Here is a 21372-nt window from a genome sequence, read left to right on the forward strand (position 1 = left end):
TTTGAAAGGACGACCCGCCCGATGCAGGCCTTGCAGATCCTCGCCGGACCCCGTGCGCGCCAACGGCTGCGCGACCATGGCCTGCGTGCGGCCGACGTGCGCGTCGTACCCGGCGCCGCCGGTGGTCCGAAGGGGCTGGTGCTCAGCGCGCTCGACGCGCATCTCTTCGGCGAGTTCCTGCCGTCGGGCGGTCAGGAGGTTCATCTGCTCGGCGCGTCCATCGGCGCCTGGCGCATGGCCACCGCCTGCCTGACCCGCGACGCCGCGCAGGCGAATGCCGAATTCGAACGGCTCGCCCACGATTACGCCCATCAGGATTACGAGTCGGCGCCCGGCAAGCGGCCCACCGCCGCGACGGTCTCGCGCGCATTCGCCGGCAAGCTCGGTGAGATTTTCGGCGGCCGCGAAGCCGAGGTGCTGTCGCATCCGCAGTTCCGCCTGCATGTGTTCACCTCGCGCGGCAGGCACGTGCTCGGGCGGGAAGGGCGGCTGCGCACGCCGCTCGGCTATCTGGGCGCGTTCGCCGCCAATGCGATGTCGCGCCGCGCGATGGGCGCCTGGCTGGAGCGGGTGGTGTTCTCCGACAAGCGTTCCCCGTTGCCGATGCCGCTGGCCGATTACCGCAGCCGACAGGTGGCGCTGGACGCGGCCAACCTCAAGCCGAGCATCCTGGCGAGCTGCTCGATCCCGTTCTGGCTGCAGGCCGTGCACGACATCGAAGGCGCCCCCGCCGGCGCCTACTGGGACGGCGGCATCACCGACTACCACCTGCACCTGAACTACGCGGCGATGGTCGGCGACGGCATCGCGCTGTACCCGCACTTCCAGGCCAGCGTCGTGCCGGGCTGGCTCGACAAGGCGCTCAAGCACCGGCATCGGACCAGCGCCTTCCTCGACAACGTCGTGCTGCTGACGCCCAACCCCGAGTGGGTGAAGACGCTGCCCAACGGCAAGCTGCCCGATCGCAACGACTTCCAGCGCTACCTGAACGACGTCCCCGGCCGCGCCCGCGACTGGCTGCGCGCCGTCCGCGAAGGCGAGCGCCTGCGGGACGAGTTCCGCGAAGCCTGCGCCCGGCCGACCCTCGACATCGAGGCGCTCTGAGCTACACTGGTTGCCTCCTTTTTTCTTTTTCCAACAAGGACCGGGAAAGGCGACATGGTTATGACACCGCGGACTACCACCTCCACTGCGAAGGTTTGAGCGACCGCGGCTCGTCACGTCTTTCATCAGCTGTCCGGAAAAAGTCAGCACCCCAGAAAAAGCGCGGCAAGTGGTCGCGCTTTTTTGTTTTCTGGAGTTCCCCTCATGTCCAACATCTCCATCCAACTGCCCGACGGCTCCAAGCGCGAGTTCCCGCAACCGGTGACCGTCGCCGACGTGGCGGCCTCCATCGGCACGGGCCTGGCGAAGGCGGCGCTCGCCGGCCGCGTCGGCTCGGGCGACGCCGCCAAGGTCGTCGACACCAGCTTCCTCATCGACCAGGACACGCAGCTGGCCATCGTCACGGACAAGGATCCGGACGGGCTGGACGTCATCCGCCATTCGACGGCCCACTTGCTGGCCTACGCCGTCAAGGAGCTGTTCCCGGACGCGCAGGTCACGATCGGCCCGGTCATCGAGAACGGCTTCTACTACGACTTCTCGTACAAGCGCCCGTTCACGCCGGACGACCTGGCGGCGATCGAGGCCAAGATGGGCGAGCTCGCGAAGAAGGACGAGAAGGTCACGCGCTCGGTGCTGCCGCGCGATGCGGCCGTCGAGTACTTCAAGGGCATCGGCGAGGCCTACAAGGCCGAGATCATCGCAAGCATCCCGGCGGACCAGGAGGTCTCGCTGTACGCCGAGGGCGGCTTCACCGACCTGTGCCGCGGCCCGCACGTGCCGTCCACGGGCAAGCTGAAGTTCTTCAAGCTGATGAAGGTGGCCGGCGCCTACTGGCGCGGCGACCACCGCAATGAGCAGCTGCAACGCATCTACGGCACGGCCTGGGCGACCAAGGACGACCTGGCGAACTACCTGCGCATGCTGGAGGAAGCGGAGAAACGCGACCACCGCAAGCTCGGCAAGGACCTGGAGCTGTTCCACATCGACGAACACGCGCCGGGCGTCGTGTTCTGGCACCCCAAGGGCTGGACGATCTGGCAGGAGGTCGAGCAGTACATGCGCCGCGTGTACCGCGACAACGGCTACCAGGAAGTGAAGGGCCCGCAGCTGCTGGACAAGACGCTGTGGGAGGCCACCGGCCACTGGGACAAGTACCGCGACAACATGTTCACGACGGAATCGGAGAAGCGCGACTACGCGCTCAAGCCGATGAACTGTCCCGGCCACATCCTGATCTTCAAGCACGGCATCAAGAGCTACCGCGACCTGCCGCTGCGCTTCGGCGAGTTCGGCCAGTGCCACCGCAACGAACCCACGGGCGGGCTGCACGGCATCATGCGCGTGCGCGGCTTCACGCAGGACGACGGCCACATCTTCTGCACGGAAGACCAGATCCTGGCCGAGTGCGTGGCGTACACCGCGCTGTTGCAGAAGGTCTACAAGGACTTCGGCTTCGACAACATCATCTACAAGGTCGCGACGCGCCCCGACGCGCGGATCGGTTCGGACGAGGTCTGGGACAAGGCCGAGTTCGCGCTGATGGAGTCGCTGCGCGCCTCGGGCGTGGAGTTCATCATCGCCCCCGGCGACGGCGCCTTCTACGGTCCGAAGATCGAATACACGCTCAAGGACGCGATCGGCCGCCAGTGGCAGTGCGGCACCATGCAGGTCGATTTCTCGATGCCGGCGCGCCTGGGCGCGGAGTACGTCGCCGAGGACGGCGAGCGTCACACGCCCGTGATGCTGCACCGCGCGATCGTCGGCAGCCTGGAGCGTTTCATCGGGATTTTGATCGAGCAGCACGCCGGCGCGCTGCCGGTCTGGCTCGCTCCGACGCAGGTGGTTGTCGCCAATATCACCGACGCCCAATCGGACTACGTTTCCGGCATTGTGAAAACGCTGCAAAAACAAGGGGTTAGGGTCCACGCAGATTTGCGGAACGAGAAAATCACGTATAAAATCCGCGAGCATTCACTGCAAAAGGTGCCGTTCATCCTTGTCGTCGGCGACAAGGAAAAGGCGAACGGCGCAGTCGCAGTGCGCGCCCGAGGCAACCAGGATCTGGGCGTGATGTCGCTGGAGGACTTCGTTTCGAAGCTCTCGACCGCCATCGCGGACAAGGCTTGAGTCGGGCGCTTTTTGCGTTGTACTGATCAACACGGACCCTTGCCAAGGCCCGCCTAAAGGTAACCACCATCGCTACTTTTGCTGACCGTCGTGCGATTCCCGAGCGCAAGCACCGCCTGAATCGCGAAATCATCGCTTCTGAAGTCCGTCTCAATGGCCCGGAGAACGAGCCGATCGGCATCGTCTCGATCCAGGAAGCGCTCCGGATGGCCGGTGAGCTGGACGTCGATCTGGTTGAAATCGCCGCCACGGCCGTCCCGCCAGTGTGCCGGCTGATGGACTACGGCAGGTTCAAGTACCAGGAGCAGAAGCGCGCTGCGGAAGCCAAGTCCAAGCAGAAGGTCATCGAGGTCAAGGAAGTCAAGTTCCGTCCGGGCACGGACGAGGGCGACTACCAGATCAAGATGCGCAACCTGCGCCGCTTCATCGCGGAGGACGGCGACAAGGGCAAGGTCACGCTGCGCTACCGCGGCCGCGAGATCACCCACCAGGACATTGGCATGCGCATGCTGGAGCGCATCCGCGACGAACTGGCGGACGTGGCGGTGGTCGAGCACATGCCCAAGCTCGAAGGCCGTCAGATGATCATGGTGCTTGCACCGAAGAAGCGTTGATTCCGGGGCCTTGAGCCTCTGAACCCTCGCCTCGGCGGGGCCGGAAGGCCCCGTCACACTTTCAGCCCGCCGATCTGGTCGTCGGCGGGCTTATTAGTCTCCTGCAGGCCGGTCAAGTACCGCGGTCACCCGCGGTCGCCTGGAGGGACGCACATAGAAGGAGCAGTCATGCCCAAGATGAAGACCAAGAGCAGCGCGAAAAAGCGTTTTCGCGTTCGTCCGGGTGGCACCGTCAAGCGCGGTCAGGCGTTCAAGCGCCACATCCTGACCAAGAAGACCACGAAGAACAAGCGCCAGCTTCGCGGCGCCACGACCGTGCATGAGACCAACATGGGCCACATCGCTTCGATGCTGCCCTTCGCTGGTCTGTAATCCAGCAGTAGACAAGGAGATACAACATGCCTCGCGTCAAACGTGGTGTAACCGCACGTGCTCGTCACAAGAAGGTCCTGGCTCTGGCCAAGGGCTTCCGTGGTCGTCGCAAGAACGTCTTCCGCATCGCCAAGCAGGCGGTGATGAAGGCGGGCCAGTACGCCTACCGTGACCGCCGTGCCAAGAAGCGCGTGTTCCGCCAGCTGTGGATTGCCCGTATCAACGCGGCAAGCCGTGGCCTGGGTCTGAGCTACAGCAAGTTCGTGGCCGGTCTGAAGAAGGCCGAGATCGACATCGACCGCAAGGTCCTGGCCGACCTCGCCGTCAACGACCCTGCTGGTTTCGCCAGCATCTTCGCCAAGGTGAAGGCCGCTCTGGCTTGATAGCCAAGGTCCACCCGCCGGTGCTCGCCGGCGGGCGGACTGGCCGCTCCGGTCCTGCCGGGGCTGCCTTTTTCAAAGGCCGACACCCCGGTGTTCGGCCTTTTTTCATTCCGGCGCAATGGTGCGATGTTCGCCATTCCACCACTGTGCCATCCGACTTCCGCCAACGACGCCGACGCCCCGTCGACGCCCCGCGATGAACGACCTCGATCAATTGCTGCACCAGGCGACCGGCGAATTCGCCGCCGCCACGACTCCCGCCGATCTGGAGAACGCCAAGGCGCGTTTCCTGGGCAAGACCGGCCAGGTCACCGAGCTGATGAAGGGCATGGCCAGTCTGCCGGTCGAGGAGAAGAAGACCCGCGGCGCGCAGATCAACCAGCTCAAGCAAGGCATCGAGGCGGCGCTGACCGCGCGCCGCCAGGCGCTGGCGGACGCGGAACTCGAGAAACAGCTCAAGGCCGAGGCGCTGGACGTGACGCTGCCCGGCCGCCAGCGCGGCACCGGCGGCCTGCACCCGATCACGCGCGCGATGGAGCGGATCGAGGCGATCTTTGGCTCCATGGGCTTCGACGTGGCCGACGGCCCGGAAATCGAGAACGACTGGTTCAACTTCACCGCGCTGAACACGCCGGAAGACCATCCGGCGCGCTCGATGCACGACACCTTCTACATCGAAGGGGGTCATGTCTTGCGCACCCACACCAGCCCGATGCAGATCCGCTACGCGGTTCAGCATGTCAAGAAGCATCGCGCGCTGATCGACGCCGGTCGGCCGATGCCCGAGATCCGCGTGATCGCCCCGGGCCGCACCTACCGCGTCGACAGCGACGCGACGCATTCGCCGATGTTCCACCAGGTCGAAGGCCTGTGGGTCGGCGAGAACATCAGCTTCAAGGACCTCAAGTCCGTCTACGTGAACTTCATGCAGCAGTTCTTCGAGACGACGGACATGGAGATCCGTTTCCGTCCGAGCTATTTCCCTTTCACCGAGCCCAGCGCCGAGATCGACATGATGTTCGGCTCCGGCCCGCTGAAGGGCCGCTGGCTGGAAGTCTCCGGTTCCGGCCAGGTGCATCCGCAGGTGATCCGCAACATGGGCCTCGATCCCGAGCGCTACATCGGTTTCGCCTTCGGCTCGGGCATCGACCGACTGGCCATGCTGCGCTATGGCGTCGGCGACTTGCGGCTGTTCTTCGACGGCGACCTGCGCTTCCTGTCGCAGTTCAAGTAATCCGAGCCCCCGGTCGCCTAGAGAGCAAGAGAGAACCCCATGCAATTCCCTGAGTCCTGGCTGCGGGCCTTCTGCAACCCCGCGCTGAACACCCAAGAACTGGCCGAACTGCTGACCATGTCCGGCCTGGAAGTGGAAGAGCTGCGCCCGGTGGCGCCGCCTTTCCACGGCATCGTCGTGGCCGAGATCGTCGAAGCCGCGCAACATCCGGACGCCGACCGCCTGCGCGTCTGCAAGGTCGACGCCGGCGGCCCCGAGCTGCTGCAGATCGTCTGCGGCGCGCCGAACGCGCGCGTCGGCATCCGCGTGCCCCTGGCCACGATCGGCGCGGAACTGCCCCCGGGCGACGACGGCAAGCCGTTCAAGATCGGCAAGGGCAAGCTGCGCGGCGTCGAGAGCTTCGGCATGCTGTGCTCGGCCCGCGAGCTGAAGCTGGCGGAGGACCACGGCGGTCTGCTGGAACTCGCCGCGGACGCGCCGATCGGCGAAAACATCCGCAAGCACCTGAACCTGGACGACACGCTGTTCACGCTGAAGCTGACGCCGAACCTGGCGCATGCGCTGAGCGTGTACGGCGTCGCGCGTGAAGTGTCCGCGCTGACCGGCGCGCCGCTGCTCGCGCCCGAGATCCGGCCCGCCGCCGTCGCCACCGAGGCGAAGCTGCCGGTGCGCGTCGAAGCCGCGGACTTGTGCGGCCGCTTCTCCGGCCGCGTGATCCGCAACGTCGACACGACCGCGAAGACGCCGCAGTGGATGGTCGACCGCCTGGCCCGCTGCGGTCAGCGCTCGGTGTCGCCGCTGGTGGACATCTCGAACTACGTGATGTTCGAGCTGGGTCGTCCGTCGCACATCTTCGACCTCGACAAGATCCACGGCGAACTGATCGTCCGCTGGGGCAAGCCGGGTGAACAACTCAAGCTGTTGAACGGCAACACGATCGAGGTCGACGCGACCGTCGGCGTGATCGCCGACCGCGAGCAGGTCGAGTCGCTGGCCGGCATCATGGGCGGCGACGCCACCGCCGTCTCCGACGACACGAAGAACATCTACGTCGAAGCCGCCTTCTGGTGGCCCAAGGCGGTGATGGGGCGCTCGCGCCGCTTCAATTTCTCGACCGACGCGGGCCACCGCTTCGAGCGTGGCGTCGATCCGGCCGGCACGGTCGAGCACATCGAGCGCATCACGCAGCTGATCCAATCGATCTGCGGCGGCGAGGCGGGCGCCATGGACGACCAGACCACGCAACTGCCCGAGCGCCAGCCGGTCGCGCTGCGCGTCGAGCGCGCCGCCAAGGTGATCGGCATGCCGGTGACGCAGGCGGACTGCGAAGGCGTGTTCAAGCGCCTGGGCCTGGCGTTCAGTTCGGCGCCCGGCGTGATCACGGTGACGCCGCCGACCTTCCGCTTCGACATCCAGATCGAGGAAGACCTGATCGAGGAAGTCATCCGCGTGCTGGGTTATCCGAAGCTGCCGTCGACGCCGCCGTTGGCGCCGGTGGTCGGCAAGGTGGGCTCGGAGTCGCGCCGCGCGACGCACGCGCTGCGCCACGCCATGGCGGGCCTGGGCTATTTCGAGACGATCAACTTCAGCTTCGTCGAAGCGCGCTGGGAGCAGGAGCTCGCCGGCAACGCGAATCCCATCCAGCTGCTGAATCCGATCGCCGCGCCGCTGGCGGTCATGCGCAGCTCGCTGATGGGCTCGCTGGTCCAGGCGCTGCGCAACAACCTGGCGCGCAAGTCGCCGCGCGTGCGCGTGTTCGAGATCGGCCGCGTGTTCCTGCGCGACGCGTCGGTGCAGGAAAGCGACACCACGATCGCCGGCATCGCGCAGCCGATGCTTCTGTCGGGCCTGGCCTGGGGTCCGGCCGACCAGCAGCAATGGGCGCAGAAGGACCGCGCGGTCGACTTCTTCGACGTGAAGGGCGACCTTGAGGCGCTGTTCGCGCCGCGCGTGCTGAGCTTCGAAGCCGCCGAGCATCCCGCGCTGCATCCCGGCCGCAGTGCCCGCGTGCTGCTGGACGGCGCGGCCGTCGGCGTGGTCGGCGAACTGCATCCGAAGTGGCGCCAGGGCTACGAACTGCCGAGCGCGCCGGTCCTGTTCGAGCTGTCGCTGGACGCCGTGCTGGCGCGCACGCTGCCGCAGGGTCAGGGCGTGCCTCGCCTCCAGGCGGTGCAACGCGATCTGGCGCTGATCGTCAATGAGCAGGTGACCTATGCCTCCCTCATCCGGGCGATCGAAGCCAGCGGCGAAGCCCTGGTACGCTCTGCGCGTTTGTTCGACGTCTTCAAGCCGGCCCAGCCGACGGCGGAGCTGAAGGCGAACGAGCGCAGCCTGGCCGTGCGCCTGGAGCTGCTCGATGACGAGAACACGCTGACCGACGAACGCATCGAGCAGGCGGTGGCGAAGGTGGTGGCGCAGCTGGGCGAGAGTCTCGGCGCGCGCCTGCGAGGCTGAGGGAGGGGAGGACACCCATGAGTGATGACGATCTGAAGGAGCAGGCGCGCGTGCTGCTCGGCAGCCTGGAGACGCCCACGCTGACCAAGGCCGAGCTGGCGGAGCTGTTGTTCGACAAGCTCGGCCTGAACAAGCGCGAGTCCAAGGACATGGTCGAGGCCTTCTTCGACATCATTCATCAGAGCCTCTCCGGCGGCCGCGAAGTGAAGCTGTCGGGCTTCGGCAACTTCAACATCCGGCGCAAGGCGCCCAGACCCGGCCGCAACCCGCGCACCGGCGAAGCGATCCCGATCAAGGCCCGCAACGTCGTGACGTTTCATGCGAGTCACAAATTGAAAGAAGCCGTCCAAGGCAACACGCCTTCGGGTGGTGACTTCGAGTAGAGTCTGACCCTTCCCGCCGCTGCCGGAGCCGCTGATTCCCATGGACGTCCAGCTTCCCGCCATCCCTGCCAAGCGCTACTTCACCATCGGTGAGGTGAGCGAGCTGTGCGGCGTGAAGCCCTACGTGCTCCGCTATTGGGAACAGGAGTTCACGCAACTCAAGCCGATGAAGCGGCGCGGCAACCGGCGCTATTACCAGCACCATGAAGTGCTGCTGATCCGTCGCATCCGCGATCTGCTCTACGACCAGGGCTTCACGATCAGCGGCGCACGCAATCAGCTGATCGACTCGACCCACATCTCGACCAACGCGCAGGAGTTCCGCGCGGAAGCGCTGGCGTCGGCGCAGCGCGAGGTGTATCGCGAAGCCTCGCGCGCCTTGGCGGCGGAGGTCGCGCACAGCGCGGCGCACACCACCGTCTCGCTCGAGAAGCTTACGCTGGAGCAGGTCCGGGACGAGTTGTTGGCGATTCGAGAGAGTTTGCTTGCATGAGCCTCTCGACTACGTATAGAATCTAAGGCTTAGTCGGGGCGTAGCGCAGCCTGGTAGCGCACTTGCATGGGGTGCAAGGGGTCGCGAGTTCGAATCCCGCCGCCCCGACCATTTATAAGAAGAATCAGGAAGCCCGGTATCGCAAGATGCCGGGCTTTTTGCTTTCCGGGCTCAGCCCCATCCACGGGCGCAGCAGGTTCACGTGCATCGCCAGCAGCGCCGCGAGCAGGCAACCCAGCGCCGTGATCATGACGAGCACGGCGGCCTCGATGGCCAGCGGCCACTGCAGCGGCGCCAGCAGATGGCCTGCGATCACCGTCACGGTCTGGTGAACCAGATAGAACGGGAACACCGCCAGCGTCAGCCAGCGCAACAGCGGCGAATCGCGGTCGGCCAGCCACTGCCTGCCGAAGCCCAGCACCGCCACGATCGGCAGCCATTGCTTGCCCGCGTTGAGCGCGCGCAGCGCCATGAGCAGCCATTCCGGGAACTCATCGCCATGCCCGAGGCGCCACTCGCCGGTGATCGTCTGCGAGAGCAACTGCACCACGACATGGCCGACGAGCGCGATCCAGCGCAGACGTCGCGCGGCCTCCCAGGCACCCTGGCGATCGTCGCGGCTGCCGTAGAGGGTGAAGCCCAGGAGGAACACCGCGAAGTACACGCCGTGCTGGTACCAGTCATGGACGAGGTCGTGCGTGTTGGGGAAGCGCTCCAGCAGATGCTGGCGCAGCAGCGCGAACACGAGCCATGGCACCCAGAGCAACCGGCCTCCCGTCACGACCTGGCGCCATGCCGCATGGGCGACCAGGCCGCGCACGGCGCGCAGGCGCAGCGCCAGCAGCACGATCACGGTGTAGGCCCACAGGTAGGGCAGGAACCACAGGTGATTCCAGGTCGGCAGCTTGAGACAGTCGTCGCCGCGGCAGAAACCGTGATACGCCCGGAAATAGAGCGCCAGGAAGTCGCCGTAGCTGCCGGCGTAGTGAAGTTTCTCGACGACCTCCAGATAAGCCTGGGGCGGCACGATCACCGTCATGCCGAACAGGAGCGGCAGCAGCAGCCGCTTGCTGCGCGAGGCGATCAGTCCGTCGGCGCCGTCGGCGCGTCCCGCCATCAACGCGGTGGCCGCGCCGGAGATGAGGAACAGCAGCGACATGCGCCATGGGTTCAGCCAGAGCATCCAGGACTCGAGCGCGGGGACGAGTCTCGGCGACTTCACGTGCCAGTCCCAGCTCACGTAGAACATGCCCGAGTGGTAGAGGATCAGCAGGCCGAAGGCGATGACGCGCAGCCAGTCGAGTTCGGTCAGGCGGGGGCTCGAAGCCGCGCCGCGTGCGGGGAGGGCGGTGGGGGTCATGAGACGCAGCTTCGTCGCCGCGGTGATGCGTGCGCACGGAATGTGACGAGCCGCCCCCGTCCGGTGACGACCCGCCCCGTCCCAGGGGCCGCTCGCGCAGGCCCCGAGCCCCGAGCCTCGCTCACGCCTACACTGCGCCGCCATGACCGAGGACAAGTGGCTGGGGATCTATCTGAAGCGGCGGCGATGGGTCGAGCGCGCAATCTGGAGCGGGCTGCTGCTCGGCTCGGCGGCCGCGAACACGATCACGACGAACCTGGACATCCGTCGCGCCGGCCTGCCTTTCGAGACCTGGGAGCCGGCGGTCTGGGAGTTCTCCAGCGCCCTCGTCTGGATGGCCCTGATCCCCTGGATCGTGCGCGCGGCGGATGCCAGGCCGCTGCGATGGGGCCAACTGCGGCGGCATCTGCCGTGGCATGTGCTGTTCGCCCTCATCACCAGTCTCGCGCATGTGCTGGGCATGGTGGCGTTGCGCAAGCTGGCGTATGCGACGCAGGACGCCGTCTACGACTTTGGCAACTGGCCGCTCGAGTTGTTCTATGAGGCCTTGAAGGACGTGCGCAGCTACGCCTTCATCCTGGTGATCGTCGGGGCGTACCGGTTGTTCGTGTGGCGCTGGCAGGGCGAGGCGAGCCTGCTGGCGGAGCCGCCGGAGCCTGCGCCCGTGCCCGTGCCGGTACCGGTGCCGGCGCTTCCCGAGCGCCTGCTGGTGAAGAAGCTCGGCAAGGAGTTCCTGCTGCCGATGGACGAGATCGAGTGGGTGCAGGCCTGCGGCAACTACGTGAACCTGCGCCGGCAACAGCACGACTACCCGCTGCGCAGCAGTCTGGGCGCCTTCGAGCAACGCCTGGATCCGGCGGCCTTCGTGCGCGTGCACCGCGGCTACCTGGTGCGATTGAGCCTGATCGAAGCCATCGAGCCCACCGAGGCCGGCGATGCCCATCTCCGCCTGCGGGACGGCAGCCGCGTGCCCTGCAGCCGCACCTATCTGGAGCGTCTGCGACAGCGTCTTGTCTGACTGGGCGAACTCCTGTCCGCCGGGTTCACCGGACCGGCCTCGCGCGGCTATGCTCTGACCCCAATGGACGCCCCTCTGGAAAACCACGACGTCAACGACCCGTCACCGCGCCTGCTGCGCGAGTCCGGCGAGGGCGGACGCATCCAGGCACGGCTGGAAGGCGACTGGACGCTGCTGGCGTTGCGCGAGCGCGTCGAGGCGCTGCGCGGGGAACTCGGCGAGGTGCCGACCGCCAACGTGTCCTGGGACCTCAGCGCGGTGCGCCGGCTCGATCCCACCGGCGCGCTGCTGCTGTGGCAGGCCTGGGGGCGCCGGCAGCCGGAAGACCTGCGCTGGCCGCCGGCGCCGATGGCGGACATGTTCCAGGCGCTGTTCGCGCGGCTGGGCAGCAAGCAGGGCAAACCGGCCCGGCCGCCGCGCGCGCAGAACGTGCGCCAGTTCGGACAAGGCCTGCTCAACCTCGCCAGCCACCTGCTGGATGCGACCGCGCTGCTCGGCCAGGTCACGCGCGACCTCGGCACCGTGGTCCGTCATCCCAACCTGATCGCGTGGAAGGACATCTCCGCCCACCTCTACCGCAGCGGCGCCCAGGCGCTGGGCATCACGGCGCTGGTGGGCGTGCTGGTCGGCATCACCTTGTCCTACCTGACCGCCAAGCAGCTGCAGAGCTACGGTGCCGACATCTACGTCATCAACATCCTCGGGATCAGCGTCTGGCGCGAGCTGGGGCCGCTGCTCGCGGCGATCCTGGTGGCGGGGCGCAGCGGCTCGGCGATGACGGCGCAGCTCGGCGTGATGCGGGTGACGCAGGAGCTGGACGCGCTCTCGGTGATGGGCATCTCGCACACGATCCGCCTGGTCGTGCCCAAGATGGTGGCCCTGGCACTGTCGTTGCCCCTGGTCATGACCTGGACCAGCAGCATGGTCCTGCTCGGCGGCATGATCGCCGCCAGGGCGACGCTGGGCCTGGACTACGTGCAGTTCCTGCAAGGCCTGCCGGCTGCGGTGCCGGTGGCCAACCTGTGGCTGGGACTGGCCAAATCGGCGGTGTTCGGGCTGATGATCGCGTTCGTGGCCTGCCATTTCGGGCTGCGGATCAAGCCGAACAGCGAAAGCCTCGGGACCGGCACCACCGATTCGGTGGTGAGCGCGATCACCGTGGTCATCATCGTGGACGCGATCTTCGCGGTGATGTTCTCCGACGTGGGGTTGAAAGCATGAGCGGATGTGTCGAACCGACCTCGGCCGAGGCCGTCGAGGAACTGAACGTCCAACCGGGCGATCCGGTGATCGAGGTACGCCACGTGGGCACGGTGCTCGGCGGTGTGCGCATCCACAAGGACCTGAGCCTGGAAGTCACCGCGGGCGAGGTGCTGGCCATCATCGGCGGCTCGGGCAGCGGCAAGACGACGCTGCTGCGGCTCATGCTGGGCCTGGAGCGGCCCAGCGAGGGCGAGGTGCTGGTCTTCGGCCACAAGCTGGGCAAGTGCGAGGCGACCGACCTCGCCCAGGTCCGCCACCGCTGGGGCGTGCTGTTCCAGCAAGGCGCACTGTTCTCGGCGCTGTCGGTGTTCGACAACGTCGCGCTGCCGCTGCGCGAGCTCAAGAGCCTGCCCAAGGACCTGATCGCGGAGCTGGTCATGACCAAGCTGCAGCAGGTCGGCCTCAAGCCGGAGGACGGCATCAAGATGCCGGCGGAACTCTCGGGCGGCATGGTCAAGCGGGTGTCGCTGGCGCGCTCGCTGATCATGGATCCGCAACTGCTGTTCCTGGACGAGCCGACGGCCGGTCTCGATCCGGCGAGTTCGAAGAACTTCGTGCAGCTGATCGAGAGCCTGCGGCGCGAGATGGCGCTGACGGTGGTGATGGTCACGCATGACGTGGACACCCTGTTCGCGATCGCCGATCGCGTGGCGGTGCTCGCGGACCAGCACCTGATCGCGCACGGGCCGCTGGAACTGGTGGTGAAGCAGAAGCACCCGTTCATCCGCAACTTCTTCCTCGGCCACACGGACCGCTGCGCCGCGGACAACCTGCGCAGCTACCGCGACGCGCTGCAGCACCGCGACGAGATGCCGGCCTGAGCGCGGCGACGTCGGCGGACTCTCCACCCCACGAACAACGATCAACCACAAGGACTCGGGCGAGCACATGGAAAACAAGGCACATGCATTGGCCACGGGCCTCTTCGTGCTGCTGCTCGGGGCGGCGCTGGTGGCGGTCATCCTCTGGTTCCGGGACGACCGCGGCGACACGCAGACCTTCACGGTGGTGACCTCGGCGGGTGTGCCGGGGCTGAACGTCAAGGCGCCGGTGAAGCTGCGCGGCGTCCAGGTCGGCAAGGTCGACAGCATCCGTTTCGACCCGGCGCAGCCCAAGCAGATCCTCGTGGCGATCGAGGTCGATGCCGATGCGCCGATCGCGCCCGGGACCGTGGCCAAGCTGGGCTATCAGGGCATCACCGGGCTCTCGTTCATCGACCTGTACGACGGGCAGGATCCGGCGGATCCCAGGCAGAGCGTGCTGCAGACGCGACGCATCGCGCTCGCGCCGGGCTTCCTCGACCAGTTGCAGGACGCAGGCCCGAAGCTCGCGGCCGGCGCGCTGGCGACGATGGATCGCATCCAGAAGGTGCTCAGCGACAGCAACCAGCAGCAGGTGAGCCAGACGCTGGCACAGCTGAACGAAGCCTCCGCCGGACTCAACGAGCTGGTCAAGTCGTTGCGGCCGGCAGCGCAGGCGCTGCCAGGCCTGGTGAAGAACACCGATGGTCTCGTGGTCGCGGGACGGCAGACGCTGGGCAACATCGACACGCTCGCGAAACAGGGCGGCGAACTCGCGGACGAATACAAGGGCAAGGCCGCTGCGATCGATCAGCTGGGCGACGCGGCGGTGCAGATGCAGCGCACGCTGCGGCGCGTGGAGCTGTCGTTGGTCGGCTCGGCGGACAAGCCGCGACAACGTGCGGTCCTGGACGATCTGTCCGCGGCAGCCCGCGCCCTGGAGCGCGCGGCGCAGAACATCGGCGATCAGCCGCAGAGCCTGATCCTCGGTCCGACGCCCGGCGCGCCCGGACCCGGTGAAACAGGCTTCGAGGCGGGAGCGAAGAAATGAACGAGCACATCGAATTCCCGCGGACCAGCGGCATGCGCCGCGCGCTGCTGCTCGGCGGCCTCGCCCTCGCGGCGACGCTGGGTGCCTGCGGCAGCCGTCCGCCGCCGCCGACGCAGATGGACCTCGGCCCCGCACCGGCATGGCCGCAGCAGGCCCCGCTGGCCAAGCGCGTCGAGCTGCAGGCGGTCACCGCGGCGGAGACGCTGCAAGGCACCGGGATCGCGTATCGGCTCGCCGATTCGGATCCGTATGCGCGACGCGTGTATCGCGACTCGCGCTGGGCGGCGCCGCTGCCGGTGCTCGTGGCGTCGCGGATGCGCCAGCAGATCGCCCGTGCGCCGGTGGCCGCCGGCGCGGATCCTCAGGTCACCATCGGCGTGACGCTGGAACTCGAGGAGAGCCTGCAGAACTTCTCCGGCGCGTCGCGCAGCGAAGTGCAGGTGCGGGTCATGGCGACCGCCGAGGACGGCACGCAGCGCGCGTTCGATCGATCGGAACCGGCGGGGTCGAATGCCGAAGGCGCCGTCAAGGCGACGGCCGCCGCGGTCGATGCCTTGGGTCCTGAGATCGCGGCCTGGGCGGCGACCTTGTCGCCACGAGTCCCGCAAGCGCGCGGGCGGCGTTGACCCTCGGCGGCGGGGGCAGCGTCAGTGCGACGCCGCGATCCCGCCGCCCAGGCGCTGCTGGCGCTGGCGCAGGAAGGCCTCGGCCATGCTGGATTCGGGCTGCAGGCGCTGCCCGATGTAGAGCTCCTGGCGACGCTCGGTGATCTGCGCGCGCAGGCGGTTGGCCATGATGCCGAGCGGATCCAGACCGCGCTTCTCGGCGCGTTCGATCGACTCGCCCAGCTCGTGCATCGTGTGACTCTTCAGCAGCGCCAAGTGCGCCTGGACGACACGCAACCGTCCCTGCACCGCGCGCTCCGCGCCGCGCAGCCATTCCATGACCGCGTCCGCATCGCCGCCGCGCACCTTCACCAGGCTCTCGCCGGCGGCCAGCAGCAGCGCTTCCAGGCGCTCCCGGTCGCAGGCGTCGTAGGCCTCGTTGACCTCGGCCATCTTGCGTTCCCGGTGCAGGCGTTCGGCGTCGTCCGGCGCGAGGTCCGGATGCAGCCGCTTCGCGGCGCGACGGTAGAGGGTCTTCAGCGGCGGCGGGCCGACCTGCACCAGGCCGCCCTCCGGCTCGGCCGGGAGCGGCGCGCCAGCCGGCAGCACTGGCAGGTGCGGCATCGCCGTGGCGCGGGGCGAATCGGGCGCACGGGCATCGAGCCCGTTGCGGGCCAGCGCATCGTGCAGGTAGCGCATCGCGCAGTACAGCTGCGATTCCAGCGCGTCCAGCTCCATGTACAGCGGGCCCAGCGCCGCGACGTAACGGTCCACGAAGCGCTGCATGCGCTGCCGGCACTCCGCGTACTCGGTTTCCTGCGACGCCAGGTAGCGCTGGAGCTCGGCCAATTGCTCGCGGCGGCGTTCGAAATCGCGCGGCGTGATGGCCTGGCTGAGCATGTGGCGTGGCGTCCGTGGAGGTTCTGGTATTGACTGCCGATTCTGCCGTGAGCGCATGCGCCTTCAAAGCGCAAACAGCCCCTCGCGGGGCTGTTTTTCTCAGCGTTTTCACCGAGGACCGGGCGAGCGTCGCCCAGAGGTCACGATCGCTCCCTGCCGGTCAGGGCATTTCCAGGTGGTTCAGGGTGCGGACGCCGCGCTGGCCGCCTCCGTCGGCCCGCTGGCCACCACGTCCGGCACGCCGATAGTCGCGGAGGCGGGCACGGAAGTGTCGGCCGCCGGCGCGGTCAAGGCCGGCGGCGTGTGCGCCCCCGCCGCAGGGCCGCTGATGCCGGCCGCCGGCAGCAGCGGCACGATCAGCAGGGCGACGATGTTGATGATCTTGATCAGCGGGTTGACCGCCGGACCCGCCGTGTCCTTGTAGGGGTCGCCGACGGTGTCGCCGGTGACCGCGGCCTTGTGGGCCTCGGAGCCCTTGCCGCCGTGGTGGCCGTCCTCGATGTACTTCTTGGCGTTGTCCCAGGCGCCGCCGCCCGTGCACATCGAAATGGCGACGAACAGCCCGGTGACGATGGTGCCCATCAGCAGTCCGCCCAGCGCGGCCGGGCCGAGCAGCAGGCCCACCACGATCGGCACGATCACCGGCAGCAGCGACGGCACGATCATTTCCTTGATCGCCGCGGCGGTGAGCATGTCCACCGCGCGGCCGTACTCGGGCTTGGCGGTGCCTTCCATGATCCCCTTGATGTCGCGGAACTGGCGCCGCACTTCCTCGACGACCGAGCCCGCCGCGCGCCCCACCGCCTCCATCGCCATCGCGCCGAAGAGGTAGGGGATCAGCCCGCCGATGAACAGGCCGACGATGACCATGTGGTTGCTCAGGTCGAAGCTGACCGACAGCCCCTGCTGCTCGAGCGCGTGGGTGTAGTCGGCGAAGAGCACCAGGGCCGCCAGGCCCGCGGATCCGATCGCGTAGCCCTTGGTCACGGCCTTGGTGGTGTTGCCGACGGCGTCCAACGGATCGGTGATGTCGCGCACGCTGGCGGGCAGGTCGGCCATCTCGGCGATGCCGCCGGCGTTGTCGGTGATCGGCCCGTAGGCGTCGAGCGCCACGACGATGCCCGCCATGCTGAGCATGGCCGTGGCCGCGATCGCGATGCCGTAGAGCCCGGCCAGCTTGAAGGCGACCAGGATCGCGATGCAGACGAACAGCACCGGCCAGGCGGTGGAGCGCATGGATACGCCCAGCCCCGCGATGATGTTGGTGCCGTGGCCGGTGGTCGAGGCCTGCGCCACGTGCTGCACCGGCTTGTAGTCGGTGCCGGTGTAGTACTCGGTGATCCACACCATCGCGGCGGTCAGCAGCAGGCCGACCAGGCACGACAGGAAGAGGGCGGTGGCGCCGATGGTCTGTCCGCCCGGCAGGGTCAGGTCCTGCGGGAACAGCGCGCGGGTGATGAACCAGAAGGCGATGGCCGAGAGCACGCCTGCGACGATCAGGCCCTTGTAGAGCGCCGGCATCACGTTCTTCATGCCGGGGCTGGCCTTGACGAAGCTGCAGCCGATGATGGAGGCGATGATGGACGCGCCGCCCAGCACCAGCGGGTACACGATGGCCGCGATGGACATGCCGCCGAAGGTGAGCGCTGCCAGCGCCATCGTGGCGATCAGCGTGACCGCGTAGGTCTCGAAGAGGTCGGCCGCCATACCGGCGCAGTCGCCGACGTTGTCGCCGACGTTGTCGGCGATCACCGCCGGGTTGCGCGGATCGTCCTCGGGGATGCCCGCCTCGACCTTGCCGACGAGGTCGGCGCCGACGTCGGCCCCCTTGGTGAAGATGCCGCCGCCCAGCCGCGCGAAGATCGAGATCAGCGAGGAACCGAAGGCCAGCCCCAGCAGCGGCTTGAGCGTCTGGCTGTCCACGCGCGTGCCGCTGTCGCTGACCCACATGAAGAACAGGCCCACGCCGAGCAGGCCCAGGCCCACGACCAGCATGCCGGTGATGGCACCGCCCTTGAACGCGACATTGAGCGCCGGGCCGATACCCTGCGTCGCCGCCTGCGCGGTGCGCACGTTGGCGCGCACCGACACGTTCATGCCGATGAAGCCGCAGCCGCCGGACAGCACGGCGCCGATGAAGAAGCCGATCGCCGACTTCCAGTCCAGCGCGACGCCGATGAGAATGCCCAGCACGACGCCGACGATCGCGATGGTCCGGTATTGCCGCGCCAGGTAGGCCGCGGCACCTTGCTGGATCGCGCCGGCGATCTCCTGCATGCGGGGATTGCCGGGGTCCTGGCTCAGGATCCAGCTGCGTTGGATAAAGCCGTAAAGCACCGCCGCCAGCCCGCAGGCCAGTGCGAAGTACAGCGCCAAACTCGTCGACATAAGGTTGTCTCCTCTCGCTGATTCTTTGATCCGTGAGACGGTTCCATCCAGCGGGCGCCGGGCCTGCGCGCACGCAACAGCAACAGTCCGTCGATCGATGCTAAGGCCGTGAATAGTGCATGGCATGAGCGTTTACCAGCGGATTCACGGGCTTTGCAAGGCCGGTGTCAGGCTTTGCAGGGGCGGGGCAACAACTGGCCCCGGGCATGTCATCTGCTTCGTCACGTAGCCTTTACACGGGGTCGGTGCGCAGCGCCCGAAGCCGGCGGAGCCGGTGCCCCTCTCCGCTCAATCTCCTCCTCGCCGCTCGGAATTCGCTCCGAGGGGCACCGGCTCCGCCGGCTTCTCCGGACCGAGGACCGTCGTCAGCGCTTGCGGCGCTCCTTGCGAGGATCGACCGGGCCCCCAGCGCTGGGGCCGATGTAACGTCCGCGCGGACGGATCACCGAATCGGTCGTGAGCTGCTCCATCGCGTGGGCCAGCAGACCGACGCTGCGCGCGATCGCGAAGATCGCGAACCCGGCGTCCGGCGGCAGCTTGTAACGCGCGACGAGCGCGGCCAGCGCCACGTCCATCGACGGTGGCAGGCCAGTCAGCGCGACCGTGCGTTCGATCAGGCGGGCAATCGCGGCGGGCGGCTTGAAGTCCGCCATCAGCGATGCCGCACGCGGGTCGCCATCAGGGTAGATGTGATGGCCGAATCCGGGCAGTGGCATTCCCGCCGCCAGGTAGCGGTCGACGACGGCATCGGCGCCGTCGCGTTCCACTTCATCGAACAGCGTGCGCACGCGGCCCGAGGCGTCGCCGTGCAAAGGACCGGAGAAGGTCGTGAGGCCGGCGAGCAGGCAGGCCGGCAGGGAGGCGCCGGTGGATGCCGTGATGCGCGCGGAGAACGCCGAACTGGTGATCTCGTGATCGGCCGCGAGGACCAGCGTCTTGCGCAGCAGCGCGGCGACCGCGCGCGGCTGGCCCCAGCCTCGCGCGAGGCGTTCATGCAGCGGCAGCGACTCCTCGTCCGACGCACCGAAGGCGACTGCCAGCCGGCCGACCAGCGCGGACGCTTCCTCGATCAGCACGCGAGGCACGCGGCCGCGCGTCGAATGTCCCGTGGCGGTGAGTGCCGCCAGTTCGGCGAACGCGCGGGCGCGCCCGGTCGGCAGTGCGGCGACGACCTCGAGCACCGCGCGCGACGGCGAAACCGTGGCGACGGCGGGACGCGGGAACGACGGCGGTGCCTCGACGTTCCACAGCAGGCGTGCCGCGTCTTCCAACGTCGCGGTCGCGGCCAGCTCGACGACGTCGACGCCCCGGTAGAAGGGCCGTCCGCCCGAGAACGTGGAGACGGCCGTCGGGAGGCTGGGTTCGGCGCCGAACAGCGTGGTCGCCGCGAGCGTCTCGCGTGTGCGCCCGGTTTCCTTGCGGCGCACCAGCGCTTTGACGTCTTCGGCGCGGTAGAGGCTGCGCCGCGAGTCCTGGGGATCGGGCTCGACGCCGATGCGTCCCCGACTCACGTAGGCATAGATCGTCTGGGCGCGCACGCCAAGGGCGTCGCGCGCTTCATCCAGGGTCATCCAGGCGGCCATCCGGTGCTCATGTCGCGTTGTCGATGGGTGTCAATGTATTCGTCAACATGATGACTGTCCACGCGCCGACGATGCCGAGATTTGGCCGCAATGATCGAGTGTCTCGGGCTCAGATTGATATTGATCATCAATATTGACCCTGTCTCCGGGCGCTGCCAGCATGGGTTCACGCCACATCGACGGCGGCCGATCAGAAGCCGCCGCAATGCCGGCCTTCATGCCCATCATTGGAGACAACCGCATGACCTTCACCCCTCGCCGCCAGCGCACCCGGCGCCACGCCGCGCTTGTCCTCTTCGGGGCTGCCTGCCTCGCTGCCTTCGGCGCCCTCGCGCAGGGCGAGACCTATCCGTCCCGGGCGATCACGATCGTGGTCGGCTCCAGTCCCGGCAGCACGACGGACGGACTCGCCCGCGCCATCGGTGCGGAGATCACCGCCGCCACGAAGGTGCCTGTGGTCGTCGAGAACAAGGCCGGCGCCAGCGGCGGCATCGCCGCGCAGGCGGTGGCCCGCTCGGCGGCTGACGGCTACACGCTCTTCATCACCACCAACACCACGCAGGCGGCCAATCCCCATCTGTTCCGCAAGCTGGCGTACGACCCGGTGAAGGACTTCGCGCCGGTCGGCGCCCTGGTCAAGGGCTACCTGCTGCTGGTGACGAATCCGCGCATCCCGGCGCGTAACGTCACCGAGCTCAGCGCGATCGCCAAGAAGCAGCCGCTCACCTTCGGCGCCGGCAGTTCGTCGGCGCGCGTGGCGGCCGAGCTGTTCCAGCAGATGACGCAGACCCAGCTGACCTACGTGCCGTACAAGGCCAATCCGCAGGCGATGGTCGACCTGGTCGGCGGTCAGGTGGATCTGATGATCGTGGACCTGACCACCAGCCTGCCGCAGGTGAAGGCGGGCAAGCTCAAGGCGCTGGGCGTGAGCAGTCCGAAGCGCTCACCGCTGGTGCCCGACCTGCCGACGATCGCCGAGGCCGGACTGCCCGGCTACGAGATCAGCTACTGGAACGCGGTCTACGCGCCGGCAGGCACGCCGACGGCCGTCGTCGAGCGCATCAACGCGCTGATGCAAAAGGCCATGACGGCGGAGCCGGTGAAGCGCTTCGTCGAGCAGAACGGCATGGAGCCGTTCACGTCGACGCCGGCGGAACTCGCCAGCTTCCAGGCCGCCGAATACAAGCGCTGGGGCGCGGTCATCAAGACGGCCGGTATCCAGCCCGAATGAGGCCGA

19 protein-coding genes and 1 tRNA gene are annotated in these 21372 nt (G+C 67.7%); 16 read left to right on the forward strand and 4 right to left on the reverse strand.

Features of this window, described 5'->3' with window-relative positions; genetic code table 11:
• The first annotated feature begins 21 nt into the window (after positions 1–21).
• From AC07O8_RS07350 to AC07O8_RS07395, 10 genes are all read left to right on the forward strand, one after another.
• On the forward strand, positions 22–1104 hold the full coding sequence (locus AC07O8_RS07350) for a phospholipase (RefSeq protein WP_495047404.1): 1083 nt from the start codon (positions 22–24) through the stop codon (positions 1102–1104).
• A gap of 204 nt (positions 1105–1308) precedes the next feature.
• On the forward strand, positions 1309–3234 hold the full coding sequence (gene thrS / locus AC07O8_RS07355; RefSeq protein ID WP_495047405.1) for a threonine--tRNA ligase: 1926 nt from the start codon (positions 1309–1311) through the stop codon (positions 3232–3234).
• Positions 3235–3302: 68 nt separating this feature from the next.
• Positions 3303–3848: a translation initiation factor IF-3 gene (gene infC, locus AC07O8_RS07360; RefSeq protein ID WP_297530927.1), complete on the forward strand. Its 546-nt coding sequence runs from the start codon at positions 3303–3305 to the stop codon at positions 3846–3848.
• Between the two features lie 168 nt (positions 3849–4016).
• A complete protein-coding gene (gene rpmI / locus AC07O8_RS07365; protein ID WP_088403518.1) occupies positions 4017–4220 on the forward strand; it encodes a 50S ribosomal protein L35 in 204 nt (67 codons plus the stop codon).
• A gap of 26 nt (positions 4221–4246) precedes the next feature.
• Positions 4247–4603 carry a 50S ribosomal protein L20 gene (gene rplT / locus AC07O8_RS07370; protein ID WP_067275752.1) on the forward strand — a complete coding sequence of 119 codons (357 nt, stop codon included), beginning with the start codon at positions 4247–4249 and terminating at the stop codon, positions 4601–4603.
• Between the two features lie 196 nt (positions 4604–4799).
• Positions 4800–5837: a phenylalanine--tRNA ligase subunit alpha gene (pheS, locus tag AC07O8_RS07375; protein WP_495047406.1), complete on the forward strand. Its 1038-nt coding sequence runs from the start codon at positions 4800–4802 to the stop codon at positions 5835–5837.
• A 39-nt stretch (positions 5838–5876) separates the two neighbouring features.
• Positions 5877–8291 (forward strand): phenylalanine--tRNA ligase subunit beta, encoded by a 2415-nt coding sequence (gene pheT / locus AC07O8_RS07380; protein WP_495047407.1) that lies wholly within the window; start codon positions 5877–5879, stop codon positions 8289–8291.
• A 17-nt stretch (positions 8292–8308) separates the two neighbouring features.
• Positions 8309–8674 carry an integration host factor subunit alpha gene (locus AC07O8_RS07385; protein ID WP_495047408.1) on the forward strand — a complete coding sequence of 122 codons (366 nt, stop codon included), beginning with the start codon at positions 8309–8311 and terminating at the stop codon, positions 8672–8674.
• A gap of 40 nt (positions 8675–8714) precedes the next feature.
• The gene (locus tag AC07O8_RS07390) at positions 8715–9167 is read left to right on the forward strand and encodes a MerR family transcriptional regulator (RefSeq protein WP_297530912.1); all 453 of its coding nucleotides are present in this window, start codon (positions 8715–8717) and stop codon (positions 9165–9167) included.
• 34 nt (positions 9168–9201) lie between these two features.
• Positions 9202–9278 (forward strand) — tRNA-Pro (locus AC07O8_RS07395).
• A 13-nt stretch (positions 9279–9291) separates the two neighbouring features.
• Here AC07O8_RS07395 and AC07O8_RS07400 read toward each other — a convergent pair.
• On the reverse strand, positions 9292–10527 hold the full coding sequence (locus tag AC07O8_RS07400; protein WP_495047409.1) for an acyltransferase family protein: 1236 nt from the start codon (positions 10525–10527) through the stop codon (positions 9292–9294).
• Between the two features lie 142 nt (positions 10528–10669).
• On the opposite strand from AC07O8_RS07400, the gene AC07O8_RS07405 reads away from it, so the two are divergent.
• The 5 genes from AC07O8_RS07405 (at position 10670) to AC07O8_RS07425 (ending at position 15285) form a co-directional block, all read left to right on the forward strand.
• Positions 10670–11545, forward strand: a complete 876-nt coding sequence (locus AC07O8_RS07405; protein WP_495047410.1) for a LytTR family DNA-binding domain-containing protein — start codon at positions 10670–10672, stop codon at positions 11543–11545.
• Between the two features lie 63 nt (positions 11546–11608).
• Positions 11609–12766, forward strand: coding sequence for an ABC transporter permease (locus AC07O8_RS07410; protein WP_495047411.1), 1158 nt, complete (start codon positions 11609–11611; stop codon positions 12764–12766).
• Complete coding sequence (locus AC07O8_RS07415) at positions 12763–13629, forward strand: ABC transporter ATP-binding protein (RefSeq protein ID WP_495047412.1); 867 nt, start codon at positions 12763–12765, stop codon at positions 13627–13629. Before AC07O8_RS07410 ends, AC07O8_RS07415 begins: the two co-directional genes overlap by 4 nt.
• A 67-nt stretch (positions 13630–13696) precedes the next feature.
• Positions 13697–14659 (forward strand): MlaD family protein, encoded by a 963-nt coding sequence (locus AC07O8_RS07420; protein WP_495047413.1) that lies wholly within the window; start codon positions 13697–13699, stop codon positions 14657–14659.
• Positions 14656–15285 (forward strand): ABC-type transport auxiliary lipoprotein family protein, encoded by a 630-nt coding sequence (locus AC07O8_RS07425; protein WP_495047414.1) that lies wholly within the window; start codon positions 14656–14658, stop codon positions 15283–15285. The genes AC07O8_RS07420 and AC07O8_RS07425 overlap by 4 nt, the downstream gene beginning before the upstream one ends.
• 21 nt (positions 15286–15306) lie before the next feature.
• On the opposite strand, the gene AC07O8_RS07430 is transcribed toward AC07O8_RS07425, so the two are convergent.
• From AC07O8_RS07430 to AC07O8_RS07440, 3 genes are all read right to left on the reverse strand, one after another.
• Positions 15307–16164, reverse strand: coding sequence for a J domain-containing protein (locus tag AC07O8_RS07430; RefSeq protein WP_495047415.1), 858 nt, complete (start codon positions 16162–16164; stop codon positions 15307–15309).
• Positions 16165–16344: 180 nt separating this feature from the next.
• The gene (locus AC07O8_RS07435) at positions 16345–18552 is read right to left on the reverse strand and encodes a sodium-translocating pyrophosphatase (RefSeq protein ID WP_495047416.1); all 2208 of its coding nucleotides are present in this window, start codon (positions 18550–18552) and stop codon (positions 16345–16347) included.
• A 365-nt stretch (positions 18553–18917) separates the two neighbouring features.
• Entirely contained in the window at positions 18918–20135 is a 1218-nt protein-coding gene (locus tag AC07O8_RS07440; protein WP_495047417.1) for a citrate synthase family protein, read from the reverse strand.
• 241 nt (positions 20136–20376) lie between these two features.
• Here AC07O8_RS07440 and AC07O8_RS07445 point away from each other — a divergent pair, with 241 nt between their 5' ends.
• Positions 20377–21366, forward strand: coding sequence for a Bug family tripartite tricarboxylate transporter substrate binding protein (locus tag AC07O8_RS07445; RefSeq protein WP_495047418.1), 990 nt, complete (start codon positions 20377–20379; stop codon positions 21364–21366).
• The last annotated feature ends 6 nt before the right edge of the window (positions 21367–21372 follow it).

The organism is Roseateles sp. GW821-FHT09G09, assembly GCF_059415965.1.

Bases quoted from the DNA above. Each gene is read 5' to 3' on its own strand.
- pheS (WP_495047406.1), top strand. From the start codon at position 4,800: ATGAACGACCTCGATCAATTGCTGCACCAGGCGACCGGCGAATTCGCC.
- AC07O8_RS07435 (WP_495047416.1), bottom strand. From the start codon at position 18,552: ATGTCGACGAGTTTGGCGCTGTACTTCGCACTGGCCTGCGGGCTGGCG.
- AC07O8_RS07410 (WP_495047411.1), top strand. From the start codon at position 11,609: ATGGACGCCCCTCTGGAAAACCACGACGTCAACGACCCGTCACCGCGC.
- AC07O8_RS07390 (WP_297530912.1), top strand. From the start codon at position 8,715: ATGGACGTCCAGCTTCCCGCCATCCCTGCCAAGCGCTACTTCACCATC.
- AC07O8_RS07425 (WP_495047414.1), top strand. From the start codon at position 14,656: ATGAACGAGCACATCGAATTCCCGCGGACCAGCGGCATGCGCCGCGCG.
- rpmI (WP_088403518.1), top strand. From the start codon at position 4,017: ATGCCCAAGATGAAGACCAAGAGCAGCGCGAAAAAGCGTTTTCGCGTT.
- AC07O8_RS07405 (WP_495047410.1), top strand. From the start codon at position 10,670: ATGACCGAGGACAAGTGGCTGGGGATCTATCTGAAGCGGCGGCGATGG.
- AC07O8_RS07445 (WP_495047418.1), top strand. From the start codon at position 20,377: ATGACCTTCACCCCTCGCCGCCAGCGCACCCGGCGCCACGCCGCGCTT.
- AC07O8_RS07415 (WP_495047412.1), top strand. From the start codon at position 12,763: ATGAGCGGATGTGTCGAACCGACCTCGGCCGAGGCCGTCGAGGAACTG.
- AC07O8_RS07430 (WP_495047415.1), bottom strand. From the start codon at position 16,164: ATGCTCAGCCAGGCCATCACGCCGCGCGATTTCGAACGCCGCCGCGAG.
- rplT (WP_067275752.1), top strand. From the start codon at position 4,247: ATGCCTCGCGTCAAACGTGGTGTAACCGCACGTGCTCGTCACAAGAAG.
- AC07O8_RS07385 (WP_495047408.1), top strand. From the start codon at position 8,309: ATGAGTGATGACGATCTGAAGGAGCAGGCGCGCGTGCTGCTCGGCAGC.
- AC07O8_RS07420 (WP_495047413.1), top strand. From the start codon at position 13,697: ATGGAAAACAAGGCACATGCATTGGCCACGGGCCTCTTCGTGCTGCTG.
- pheT (WP_495047407.1), top strand. From the start codon at position 5,877: ATGCAATTCCCTGAGTCCTGGCTGCGGGCCTTCTGCAACCCCGCGCTG.
- AC07O8_RS07350 (WP_495047404.1), top strand. From the start codon at position 22: ATGCAGGCCTTGCAGATCCTCGCCGGACCCCGTGCGCGCCAACGGCTG.
- AC07O8_RS07440 (WP_495047417.1), bottom strand. From the start codon at position 20,135: ATGGCCGCCTGGATGACCCTGGATGAAGCGCGCGACGCCCTTGGCGTG.
- thrS (WP_495047405.1), top strand. From the start codon at position 1,309: ATGTCCAACATCTCCATCCAACTGCCCGACGGCTCCAAGCGCGAGTTC.
- AC07O8_RS07400 (WP_495047409.1), bottom strand. From the start codon at position 10,527: ATGACCCCCACCGCCCTCCCCGCACGCGGCGCGGCTTCGAGCCCCCGC.